General features: G+C 44.9%; 6 protein-coding genes. 5 read left to right on the top strand and 1 reads right to left on the bottom strand.

Annotated features, from left to right (window positions below):
* Positions 1 to 336: 336 nt before the first annotated feature.
* The 5 genes from RB604_RS11865 to RB604_RS11845 all read left to right on the top strand — a co-directional run bounded on the left by RB604_RS11865 (position 337) and on the right by RB604_RS11845 (position 11,842).
* Positions 337 to 2,085: a glycosyltransferase family 39 protein gene (locus tag RB604_RS11865; RefSeq protein WP_007480335.1), complete on the top strand. Its 1,749-nt coding sequence runs from the start codon at positions 337 to 339 to the stop codon at positions 2,083 to 2,085.
* 116 nt (positions 2,086 to 2,201) lie between these two features.
* Positions 2,202 to 7,811, top strand: a complete 5,610-nt coding sequence (locus RB604_RS11860; RefSeq protein WP_055295479.1) for an alpha-2-macroglobulin family protein — start codon at positions 2,202 to 2,204, stop codon at positions 7,809 to 7,811.
* Positions 7,812 to 7,843: 32 nt separating this feature from the next.
* Entirely contained in the window at positions 7,844 to 10,153 is a 2,310-nt protein-coding gene (gene pbpC / locus RB604_RS11855) for a penicillin-binding protein 1C (protein WP_122282103.1), read from the top strand.
* Between the two features lie 25 nt (positions 10,154 to 10,178).
* The gene (locus RB604_RS11850; RefSeq protein ID WP_005923930.1) at positions 10,179 to 11,354 is read left to right on the top strand and encodes an MFS transporter; all 1,176 of its coding nucleotides are present in this window, start codon (positions 10,179 to 10,181) and stop codon (positions 11,352 to 11,354) included.
* A 53-nt stretch (positions 11,355 to 11,407) separates the two neighbouring features.
* Positions 11,408 to 11,842 (top strand): hypothetical protein, encoded by a 435-nt coding sequence (locus RB604_RS11845; protein ID WP_005923933.1) that lies wholly within the window; start codon positions 11,408 to 11,410, stop codon positions 11,840 to 11,842.
* On the opposite strand, the gene RB604_RS11840 is transcribed toward RB604_RS11845, so the two are convergent.
* The gene (locus RB604_RS11840) at positions 11,839 to 12,879 is read right to left on the bottom strand and encodes a sugar kinase (protein WP_055295473.1); all 1,041 of its coding nucleotides are present in this window, start codon (positions 12,877 to 12,879) and stop codon (positions 11,839 to 11,841) included. The genes RB604_RS11845 and RB604_RS11840 overlap by 4 nt on opposite strands.
* Positions 12,880 to 12,986: the final 107 nt, after the last annotated feature.

Below are 12,986 nucleotides of genomic sequence, written 5' to 3'. Positions count from 1 at the left end.
TTATAATTAACACTTAAGTTTCCCGCCCCTTTTCTATACGGTCAAGAAGAGGGGTGTCTATCTTCAATGCCTCATAAGTACTTTTTTTAAGATTAGATTGTCTATCTAAGATTAATGTATGGCTGATTGTCTTAGAATGAGCTAAGTTGAAGCTATATTTGCGACCATATTGCAACCATTTCACCTAATCTTAACAAAAACACTTATTCAACAAATCTGTAATGTCAAAAATTAAAAGATGAAAAAGAATCGTACACCAATAATTGACTATATTTGCATACTTTTTAGAAAAAGCTTATACAAGTCAATAACACAAAAGAATTTATAAATACATTAATGAACGCATTATCTAATCTTTACCATACTATAGAAGCAAAGCCGAAAACAGCTTTTGGCATTACATTTTTATTCCTTATCGCCTATCAACTAATTTCTGCTTTTATCGGATTCGAGTTATGTGACTCCGGGTTTTATATGGTTTTTTACGATAACATATTTCAAAATCCGGAATGCGTGGAATACAACTTTATGTATTACTTGAGCGGGGTCATTGGTGGTGCTTTTATGACACTGTTTCCTGATGCAGGGATATTCGATATGCGCATATTGGGAATAGTCAATAATATGATAATCATCTATCTATTATATAAACTATTTAGAAAACAGATTCCAATGTCGGCTATAATCATAGGTTGTGTCTTGGTCACGATATCTTATATAGCCATGCCGATGACTTTTTACAATGATCTTATAACCAGTCTCTTGTATACGACAGCTATCTTTTATATATTTAAAGGGCTAAACAGAAATAAATATCTATATTTCATCATAAGTGGTATCATAATAGGAATCAACTCTTTCTCACGCATTCCCAATATATTAGATTACGGAATCATATTATTGGTCATATTGCATGCTCTTTATTATAGAGAAACAGTTTGTCTCTGCATCAACAGATGCCTGGTATTTACAGTTTCGTTTATTATAGGAATAATGGGTATCATCAGTCTAATGAAAGTCTGGGGACATTATGAACCTTTCGTCAATAACATGCGTGAGTTGCTCTTTATAGCAGAAGATGATAGCGGTACGAGTTCCCATACCCTATCCAATATGATATTTGCACAAGTACGAATCTATTATTTAGTTCTCAAATTAGGAATAAAGATTGTTTTACTTTATATTATATTTTGGGGATCTGCTAAATATATAAAAAAGGAGGTGGTATTATTGCCTGTCCGGATCATCGTTTTCTCTTTACTTGCCATTCTCTTTTATAAAGAGAACGTAGTATTCACTTTGTGCGCTTTCAGTATGGTCGGGATATTGGGAAATATCGTTCTGAACAAAGATAAAGAGATAAAAATGCTATCATGGGCCGGACTCTCGATGATCATGATCATACCTCTCGGCAGTGATGGAGGCATGGTCAATAACGGAAGCATCATCTATTGGTTAGGGATGCCTATGGCAATCTCATTCTATCTATCGATTCAAAATATTCATATTCCAGCCATACCGCAATGGGCTGTCAGACAAACATTGCTGCTTACATTGGGGATATATATCCTTGCATGTGGAGCAAAGGCCATATGTGACGGAGTATACTTTGATGGTGGTCCGCTTTTCGAAAAGCGATATTCTATTCAAAACGACAGAGTTAAACATATTTATACGAGCCGGGAAAGGGCACAGATTCTCAATGACTTGTTAATAGGAATAAAACCTTATATCAAACAAGGCGATCACCTATTTGCTTATGGCAGTATTCCAGCTATAAATTATATGACACGCACCAAACCTTTTATCGGATGCTCCTGGCCGGAATTATTAGGAGAACCTCTGTTTAGACACAAATTAAATAATTACAGTGGTCCGCTTCCTGCTATATTGCGACAAAAATTCAACAGTATAGGCAAAGAGTTCGGAGAACCAAGCGAAAACTACCTGATTGACTGTGGTATTGAGACAGGTCCTTTCAGAAGTAATAAAAAGCATAGGGTAATAAACGAATTTATAGAAAAAAATAAATATAAGACTGTATTCGAAAACCAATATTTTGTGCTATATCTGCCCGAAAAATAAGATAATAAAAGAAAAAATCTTATTTCAAATACCGAAATTGTTTTTTCATTGAAATACATCCATAGAATATAGACTTTTCATTATCTTTGTTCATTGAACGATAAATTCTTTGAACTATGAAACGGACAGTCATTATCCCGGTTCTTCTTTCTTGCCTTTCGATCATCATCATTGGCCTGAACTCATGTGCAGGCAGTCAGAAAGAAATTATTCCTTCTTCGGAATTTGCTCCGTACATCAATGCCTACACAGGCGGAGTTATCTCACAATCGTCTCCCATACGGATAGAATTGACCCAAGATCAGCCTGTAGTAGACTTAAATAATGAACTGAAAGAGAACCCGTTCCGTTTCTCACCTTCACTGAAAGGAAAAGCGTATTGGGTAAGCAACAATACGATTGAATTTCTTCCGGAAGAAGGAGCTCTGAAACAAGGAACAATGTACGAAGGCTCATTCCAATTGGGAGAATTCGTCACTGTGGATAAACGATTGAAAGAATTCAACTTCTCCTTCCGCGTGCAGGAGAAGAATTTCTCATTGGCGATGGAACCGTTGGATATAACTGCTACAGCTCCCGATTATGCTTCGGTAAAAGGAGAGATTCGTTTCAGCGACAAAATAGACAACGCACAGGTAGAAAAAATCCTATCAGCCAGTGGTAACGGGACTTCTTCCTATAACATTTCAATAGAGGGGACCGGGAATCCGACACGATATACTTTCAACATCGGCCGTATTCCGAGAGCAGAAAAAGATTATGAACTGGAAATTAAGCTGGATGGAAAAGCGGCCGGCATCGACCGGAAAATGGTAGAAAAGATCACAATACCTGCCAAAAACATCTTTCGCTTCATGTCTGCCCTACGAATCGAACAGCCCGAAAACGGAATACAGATCTCTTTCTCGGATCCGGTATCGGACACTCAGGACTTGAAAGGGCTGATCGAAATTCCGGAACTCTCTTCGTATACATTCCAAGTGATAAACGATAAGGTAAATGTGTACTTTGAACCTAACCGGGCCAACAAGTTGACATTAAGAATATACGAAGGAGTGAAAAATATGGAAGGGAAAAGGTTAGGTACCTCCCACTCTATCTCTTTCAGCCAGCCCAGCCTGAAACCACAAGTGGAACTGCGTACGGAAGCAGCGATCCTACCCGACTCAAAGAATCTGATAGTACCTTTCCGGGCAGTCAGCCTGCATGCTGTAGATCTGAGTGTTATCCGCATCTACGAAAGTAATGTACTGATGTTCATGCAGAGTAATTCTTTGGCATCTTCCAACGAATTGAGACGCTCGGGGCGATTGGTTTATAAACAGACTTTGCATCTGGACAGAGACCCTTCGAAAGACATTCGCAAATGGGAAGATTATTCGATCGACCTTTCCGGATTGATAAACCAGGAGCCGGGTGCTATTTATCGCATCATACTTTCATTCAAACAGGCATATTCCGCCTATCCATGCGGAGAAGAGGATAAGGAACTACAAATTTCCGAGGGTCCGGAAAGATTGACTAAAGTATCTTCGGACCAGCTGTCGGAAGAAGATGAAGCAGAATGGGATACCCCGCAGGCCTACTATTATTATAACGGTTCGGAAAAGATGGACTGGCGGAAATACCGTTGGGAAGAACGGGACAATCCTTGCCATATTTCTTATTATATGGGTTCGGACCGCACGGCATCCTGTAATGTACTCGCCTCCAACTTAGGCATGATTGTAAAACGGAACTCTGTTAACAAATTATGGGTAACAGTCAACAATATACTCGACACAGCTCCGGTAGAGAAAGCCAAAGTAACCGCTTATAGCTTTCAATTGCAACCGGTAGGTGAAGCAGAAACCGACAAAAACGGATTTGCCGTTATTGACACAAAAGGAGTGCCTTTCATCGTAGTAGCGGAAGCCGGAAAACAAAAGGCCTATGTAAGAGTAGCCGATGGTGAAGAACAATCTGTAAGTCGTTTTGATGTCGGTGGCAAGGATATACAGAAAGGGCTGAAAGGCTTTATATATGGCGAAAGAGGGGTATGGCGCCCCGGAGATACCCTGCATATCTCGTTCATGCTCGAAGACCGTAACAAACGAATACCCGACAAGCATCCCGTAGCATTGGAAATTTACAACCCGAGAGGGCAATTCTACAATAAACTCATTTCTACAAACGGAATGAACGGACTCTATACATTTGCCGTACCGACAAAAACGGAAGACCCTACCGGATTATGGAATGCTTATGTAAAAGTGGGAGGAACCGCTTTCCATAAATCACTGCGGATAGAGACCGTAAAACCTAACCGATTGAAAATAAACCTGCAATTGCCGGGGAATATACTGAAAGCCACAGACGGAGAAGTACGAGCCACCTTGTCATCGGCATGGCTGACAGGTGCCAAAGCTTCACGGCTGAAAACCAAAGTAGAGATGTCGTTATCCAAAGTCAACACGCAATTCAAGAATTACGGACAGTATATCTTCAACAATCCGGCTACGGAATTTACCTCTTCACGGACAGATGTATTCAGTGGAATGCTGGATACAGAAGGAGACGCTTCGTTTACGCTCAAACTGCCGGAATCGGGAAATGCGCCCGGAATGTTGCAGGCGAATATCACGGCCAGAGTATTCGAACCGGGCGGAGATGCAAGTATCTATACCATGAGTGTGCCCTACTCTCCTTTCAGCTCGTATGTAGGTATCAATCTGAATCAGCCTAAAGGCAAATATATCGAGACTGATAAAGATCATATTTTTGATATTGTGACTGTAACCCCGGAAGGGAAGCCGGTAAACCGTTCGGGACTGGAATATAAGATTTATCGTATCGACTGGAGCTGGTGGTGGGAAAACTCCCGCGAGTCTTTTGAGACGTACGTCAACAGTAGTTCCTACACGCCGGTAGCTACCGGAAAGATAAACACTGTGAATGGAAAAGGCAGTTTCAAATTCCGGATTGACTATCCGGGTTGGGGACGTTATCTGGTGTATGTCAAGGATACGGAAAGCGGACATGCCACCGGAGGCACGGTATACGTAGACTGGCCGGAGTGGCGTGGACGTTCGTCTAAAACCGATCCTAACGGTATCAAGATGCTGGCCTTCTCTATCGATAAAGACTCTTATGAAATAGGCGAAACAGTAACAGCTATTATCCCTGCATCGGCGGGAGGACGGGCACTTGCCACGTTGGAAAACGGTTCAACCGTACTGCAACGCGAATGGATAGACGTTTCGGGCAAGGAAGATACGAAATATCAGTTTAAGGTAACACCGGAAATGGCCCCGAACGTTTATCTGCACATCAGCCTGCTGCAACCTCATGCACAAACGATCAATGATTTACCGATCCGTATGTATGGAGTGATGCCGGTATTCGTAACCAATAGAGAGACTGTGCTCGAACCGCAGATTCAAATGCCGGACGTACTGCGCCCCGAAACGGAATTCAGCGTAACAGTAAGTGAGAAGAAGGGAAAAGCGATGACCTATACCTTGGCGATTGTGGACGACGGGTTACTGGATCTGACCAATTTCAAGACTCCCGACCCCTGGAATGACTTTTATGCCCGTGAGGCATTGGGCATCCGGACATGGGATATGTACGACGATGTGTTGGGCGCTTATACCGGCAGTTATAGTTCGCTATTCAGTACCGGAGGTGACGAAACCTTAAAACCCGCAGACACGAAAGCCAATCGTTTCAAACCGGTAGTACGCTTCATCGGCCCGTTCAGCCTAAGCAAGGGAAAGAGCCGGACGCACCGGATAACCCTTCCGATGTATGTAGGTTCGGTACGTACCATGGTGGTAGCCGGAGAAAACGGTGCTTACGGACATGTAGAGAAGACGACTCCGGTACGTACACCACTAATGATTCTTTCCACACTCCCACGTGTACTCAGTACCCAAGAAGAGATTTTGTTGCCGGTCAACATATTCGCCATGGAGAAAGAGGTGAAAAATGTAAAAGTATCCGTTTCTGTATCAGGCAGTGCACAAGTAAATGGCGAACATCAGCAATCCGTAACGTTTGCAGAACCCGGCGACCAGTTGGTCTATTTCAGACTAAAAACCGGTAGTAAGCCGGGGAAAACCACTGTACGGCTGACGGCTGAAGGATCTGGCAAGAAAGTTTCGGAAACCATCGAAATAGAAGTGCGTAATCCGAATCCGGCCATCACCCTGCGCGAAAGCAAATGGATAGAAAGCGGACAAAGCTGCGAACTCTCTTATAAGCCGGGTAGTAATTCACCCGAAAACAGCGTGAAATTAGAGGTGTCACGTATCCCATCGGTGGACATCAGCCGCCGGTTCGATTTTCTGTATAATTATCAACATTACTGCACAGAGCAGTTGACATCGAAAGCCCTTCCGTTGTTGTTTGTCGGCCAGTTCAAAGCAGTAGATGAAGCAGAAGCCGGTAAGATAAAAGCGAATGTACAGGAAGCTATCAAGCAACTTTACAGCCGGCAGTTACCCAACGGAGGATTCGTATATTGGCCGGGCAATGCTTCTGCCAATGAATGGATCACCTCCTATGCCGGAATGTTCTTAGTAATGGCACAAGAAAAAGGATATGCCGTAAATGCCAATGTGCTGAATAAATGGAAACGATTCCAGCGTTCGGCTGCACAGAACTGGCGTACGCCTCAACAAGACACCGGCTATTATTGGCAATCGGATTTACAGCAGGCTTTCCGCTTATATACATTAGCGTTGGCAGGCGCGCCGGAACACGGAGCCATGAACCGGATGAAAGAGATGCAGCAAGATCTTTCGTTGCAAGCCAAATGGAGACTGGCCGCCGCTTATGCGCTGAACGGAAAAACGAAAGCCGCCAATGAACTGGTATTTAATGCCAAGACAACCGTAGAGCCTTATTCGCCTTCGGCCGGAAGTTATGTGTACGGTTCGTACGATCGCGATGAAGCCATGATATTGGAGACTTTATTGCTCATGGGGCGTGAACGGGAAGCATTCACGCAGGCACAAAAGGTTTCAAAGAATTTGTCACGTGAAGATTGGTTCAGCACACAATCCACCGCATTTGCATTAATGGCAATGGGCCGGTTGGCAGAAAAATTATCGGGTACTCTCGACTTCACCTGGACGATATACGGCAAACAACAACCGGCAGTAAAATCGGCTAAGGCCGTATTCGAGAAAGCGTTGTCTGTTGCACCCGGTGGCGGCTCGGTTACTGTAAAAAACAATGGTAAGGGAGCTTTGAATGTGGACTTGATAACCAAAACACAACTACTGAACGATACCCTGCCGGCCTTGTCAAACAACCTGCGCCTTGACGTAAAGTATACGGATATGAACGGAACAGCTATTGCCCCCGAAGCCCTGAAACAAGGCAGCGACTTTATGGCAGTGGTCACCGTAGCCAACATCAGCGGCACTACCGACTATTCGGATATTGCCCTGACTCACATCATACCATCGGGTTGGGAAATATACAATGAACGCATGACAACCGATCCGGAAAAGGCCAACAGTGCAGATAGCAACAACAGCTATTCCTACCGGGATATCCGCGATGACCGTGTACTGACCTATTTCAACCTGAAACGAGGGCAGTATAAAACATTCACCGTACGGCTGCAAGCCACCTATGCAGGTACATTCGTACTACCGGCTATCCAGTGCGAAGCAATGTATGATGCCGGAGCACAGGCGAGAACACGGGCCGGCAAAGCAATCGTCGAACGGTAAAAACTGTAAATAAACGCAGGCAAGAGACAGGAATGAAAAGATGGAAAAAGAAAAAAAGCCGGATAATCGGAGGGGGCATTGCCCTTCTGATTGTCTGGTATATCTTTTGCCTTCCCCGGCAACTGTTTCATGTGCCCTACTCTACCGTTGTAGCCGACCGTCACCATGAACTGCTCGGTGCCCGCATCGCTCCGGACGGACAATGGCGCTTTCCTCCACGCACCACCACACCGGAAAAGATTAAAACCTGTCTTTTAGCATTCGAAGACAATCATTTCTATTGGCACTGGGGAGTAGACCCGTTGGCAACCGGCAGGGCCATCTATCAGAACCTAAAAGCCGGTCGCATCATCAGTGGAGGAAGTACGCTTACGATGCAAACGATTCGCCTTGCCCGGAATAAGCCACGCACGTTCACAGAGAAATTTATCGAAATGATATGGGCCACCCGGTTGGAGTTCCGTTATTCCAAAGAAAAGATACTCTCTTTATATATCTCCCACGCCCCTTTCGGAGGAAACGTAGTGGGGCTGGATGCTGCTGCCTGGCGATACTTCGGGCATGCAGCAGAAGACTTGTCGTGGGCCGAAGCGGCCATGCTCGCCGTACTTCCCAATTCACCCGCCATGATACATCTTTCCAAAAGCCGTCAGTCCTTGCTCGACAAGCGTAACCGCCTGCTGACACGTCTTCACAAGAACGGCACATTGAGCGACTCCGATTATGAGCTTGCCCTCAGTGAACCTCTGCCACAGGAACCCAAACCCTTACCACAGACAGCCCCACATCTGACCGACTATTTCTATCGGACCCGTAACGGAACTTACTCGGTGAGTACCATCGACCGTGGAATACAACTACAAGTGGAAGAACTGGTAGAACGCTGGAACAACGAATTCTCCCGCAGTGACATCCGCAACATGGCCATACTCGTTATCGACATAGAGAAAAAACAGCCCATTGCCTACTGTGGCAACCTGCACTTCAACAAAGAGAGAAGCGGTAATCAAGTAGACGTCATCCGTGCACCGCGTAGCACGGGAAGTATTCTAAAGCCCTTTCTTTACTATGCCATGCTGCAGGAAGGCAGCATCCTTCCCCACACGCTGCTACCGGATGTTCCTATAAATATCAACGGCTTTGCTCCACAAAATTTCAGCCAACAGTTCGAAGGTGCCGTTCCGGCATCGGAAGCGATTGCGCGCTCTCTGAATATTCCGACCGTCAGCATGTTGCAGCATTACGGCGTTCCCAAATTCTATAACCTGCTCAAACAGATCGGTCTCACTACCCTTACCCGCCCGGCTTCCCATTATGGATTATCACTTATCTTAGGAGGAGCCGAAGGTACTTTATGGGACATTACTGTGGCTTACGCCGAAATGGCACGTTGCCTGAAAGGATTGGATAAGACAGATTGCTCTTTATTACTCTCCGATTCCACCCGGCATCTGCCATCTGCCAACTCACATGTCTCACTTTCTCCGGGTGCCGTCTGGCAAACCTTCGATGCCATTAAAGAAGTAAACCGACCGGAAGAGATAGACTGGCGCACCATCCCGTCTATGCAGACCATTGCCTGGAAAACGGGAACGAGTTACGGCTTCCGTGATGCATGGGCCGTAGGAGTTACTCCCCGTTATGCTGTCGGCGTATGGGTGGGCAACGCAACCGGAGAAGGAAAACCGGGCTTGGTAGGAGCACGTACGGCAGGACCTGTCCTATTCGATGTATTCAATCTTCTTCCGTCTTCCCCATGGTTCGACAGACCATCCGGAATATTTGCCGATGCCGAAGTATGCCGACTTTCCGGACATCTGAAAGGACGTTTCTGCGAAGAGACGGATACGACACTGATACTCCCTGCCGGATTAAAGACCGAAGCCTGCCCGTATCATCATCTCATCAACCTGTCGGCCGATGGAACTTCCCGCATCTACGAAAGTTGCATCGACATGGAGCCTACCATTCAAAAAAGCTGGTTTACCCTGCCTCCCGTATGGGAATGGTATTACAAACAGCACCACCCGGAATATAAACCACTCCCTCCTTTCAAACCCGGATGCGGTGAAGATGTGTTCCGCCCCATGCAATTTGTCTACCCTACGATGAATGCCCGGGTATTCCTCCCTAAACAGTTGGATGGCAGCAAAGGGCAACTGAACGTTGAACTGGTACACAACAATCCGAAAGCAACCGTATACTGGCATCTCGACAACAACTATCTGAGCGAGACACAAGACTTCCACAAGCTATCTTTCCTCCCCGCTTCCGGAAAACACTCTCTGACAGCAGTAGACAACGAAGGAAATACGGTTTCGGTGACTTTCTTTGTAGAGTAAATCCAATCTTCGTATCTTTGCCCCTATGAAACAGACTTTGAAAGAAAACGGAGGACTACCGGCATCCATACTTTGGACATTGGCTATCGTTGCCGGCATATCCGTAGCCAACCTCTACTACAATCAGCCGTTGCTGAACATGATACGCCACGATCTGGGTGTTTCGGAATTTAAGACTAACCTTATAGCAATGGTCACCCAGATAGGCTATGCACTCGGATTATTATTCATCATCCCTTTGGGCGACCTGTATCAACGAAAGAAAATCATTGTCACGAACTTTGCCATACTGATCGTCTCCCTGCTGACCATTGCGTTAGCACCCAATATACACATTATATTAATAGCTTCATTTCTAACAGGAATCTGTTCGGTGATACCACAGATATTTGTTCCGATAGCTTCCCAATTTTCGAAACCCGAGAACAAAGGAAGAAATGTAGGTATCGTTATCTCCGGATTGCTGACGGGTATTCTTGCTTCGCGTGTTATCAGCGGTTTTATCGGTGAAGTGTTCGGATGGAGAGAAATGTATCACATCGCGGCCGCATTGATGTTGATATGCGGAATTGTTGTAATGAAAGTATTGCCGGATATCCGTCCCACATTCAAAGGAAAATACAGTGATCTGATGAAATCGTTGTTTCTTCTCCTGAAAGAATATCCCTTATTGCGGATTTATTCCATACGGGCAGCACTGGCATTCGGTTCATTTCTCGCCATGTGGTCGTGTCTGGCATTCAAGATGGGACAAGCCCCTTTCTATGCAGGAAGCAATGTCATCGGCATGTTAGGACTCTGTGGAATAGCAGGTGCACTCTCTGCCTCCGTAGTAGGGAAGTATGTCAGGAGAGTGGGAGTTCGCCGGTTCAACTTCATCGGTTGCGGGTTGATACTCTTTGCCTGGTTCCTGCTTTTTGCAGGAGAAAACACCTATTTCGGTATTGTAGCAGGCATCATCATTATCGACATAGGCATGCAATGTATCCAGTTAAGTAACCAGGCCAGCATCTTCGAGCTCTGTCCCGGCGCATCCAACCGTGTCAACACGATTTTTATGACGACTTACTTTGTCGGCGGTTCGATGGGGACCTTTTTGGCTGGAAGTGCCTGGCAAGCATTCGGCTGGCATGGAGTCATAGGAATGGGAGTTTTACTGACAAGTTGCTCACTGCTTATCACTTTTTTTTCGCGAAAGTGAACCCAAAGGGTGGTTTCATTTGTTGTTAAGAACATCAATCCAAAATTTAATATATGAAATACGGGGTCAACAGACAAATTTTACTCATTACTGCCGGTATCGTGTGGATAGTGGCAGGAACAAATATACTGCGGATAGGAATCGTGACATGGCTCAGTGATTCACAGTATTGGCTGTTTAAAATAGGAGAGGCCACGATCGTATTTCTTCTTTTCTTTGTACTCATATTCAGAAGATTATATTACAAGCATACCGAACGCATCATTCAGAAGAAACCGGAAAAGAACTGCCCGTTCTCTTTCTTTGATGTAAAGAGCTGGATCGTCATGATTTTCATGATCTCTATGGGAATCAGTATTCGAAGCCTGCATTTGCTACCCAACAGTTTCATATCCGTATTTTATACCGGACTGTCACTGGCCTTAATCGCCACCGGTGCACTGTTCATCCGCTATTGGTGGCAGAAACGCCATCAACTGAGCACTTAACGCTGTACTCGTCCGGAAGCATCACCGTTCATCAGTGCTTCCACTTCAGCGACAGTCGCCAGATTGAAATCTCCGCAGAATGTATTTTTCAGACAGGAAGCCGCTAAAGCAAAATTCAGTGCTTTCTGATCATCATTCGGATAAGTCAACAATCCATAAATAAGTCCACCGACAAAAGCATCTCCCGTACCCACACGGTCTACTTCATGCGCAATGTCATAAATCCCCGTATGCTTTAATGTATTATCCGAATAAAGCACGGCAGCCAACAGATTATGATTGGCCGACAAAGAATTCCGTAATTCAAGGAACATCTTTTTACAACGGGGCACCAATGTCTCCACCTGCCTGCCGACCTTCTCAAATCCCTGCAAATCGAGTTGGTAATCCGTATTTATCGCCTTGAAACCGACAGGAGAAATGCCTAATATCTCTTTATATTCCGGCTCCGCGCCAAAAATCACATCACTATACTGCACCAACGGATACATGACATCAGCAGCCGTACGTCCATATTGCCACAAATTCTTACGGAAATTCAAATCACATGAAATAGTCAATCCCATACGATCTGCCGTTTGCAATGCTTCCAAACAGGTATCAGCTCCACTTTGAGACAAAGCAGCAGCAACTCCCGACCAATGAAACCAACCTGCATCGGCAAAAACAGTTTCCCAATCAATCATCCCGGGACGAAGTGTGGAAAAAGAAGAACCGGCACGATCGTACACCACTTTCGAATTGCGAAAAGAAGCTCCGTTTTCAAGGAAGTAAATGCCCATACGATCACCTCCATAAATTATTCCGTCTGTACGAAGTCCGTGGGAACGTAAATCACTGACACAGGCACGGGCTATTTCATTGTCCGGTAGCCGGGTCACAAATTCTGTAGGAATGCCAAAGTTGGCAAGAGATACAGCTACATTGGTTTCACTACCACCAAAAGCGGCCACATAGTCACGAACTTGTGAAAAACGGAGATTTCCGGGAGCAGTAAGGCGGAGAAGCACTTCTCCGAAAGTAACGATCTTCTTCATAATGTTTCAATAGATTCATTAAATATCCAAAGGTAGTATCAAAAATCTAAGGAGAGATAAACTTTTAATAAATTTTATTGCAAAAGTCACGTATGTAAGCACGCACT

The organism is Bacteroides salyersiae, from assembly GCF_031172035.1.
Taxonomy (GTDB): domain Bacteria; phylum Bacteroidota; class Bacteroidia; order Bacteroidales; family Bacteroidaceae; genus Bacteroides; species Bacteroides salyersiae.
Note: the sequence above shows the minus strand (reverse complement) of the source record. Positions and strands in the feature narration are given on the sequence as shown.

Excerpts from the sequence above, each read along its gene's own strand:
- RB604_RS11840 (WP_055295473.1), bottom strand. The coding sequence starts at position 12,879 with ATGAAGAAGATCGTTACTTTCGGAGAAGTGCTTCTCCGCCTTACTGCT.
- RB604_RS11845 (WP_005923933.1), top strand. The coding sequence starts at position 11,408 with ATGAAATACGGGGTCAACAGACAAATTTTACTCATTACTGCCGGTATC.
- RB604_RS11850 (WP_005923930.1), top strand. The coding sequence starts at position 10,179 with ATGAAACAGACTTTGAAAGAAAACGGAGGACTACCGGCATCCATACTT.
- RB604_RS11860 (WP_055295479.1), top strand. The coding sequence starts at position 2,202 with ATGAAACGGACAGTCATTATCCCGGTTCTTCTTTCTTGCCTTTCGATC.
- pbpC (WP_122282103.1), top strand. The coding sequence starts at position 7,844 with ATGAAAAGATGGAAAAAGAAAAAAAGCCGGATAATCGGAGGGGGCATT.
- RB604_RS11865 (WP_007480335.1), top strand. The coding sequence starts at position 337 with ATGAACGCATTATCTAATCTTTACCATACTATAGAAGCAAAGCCGAAA.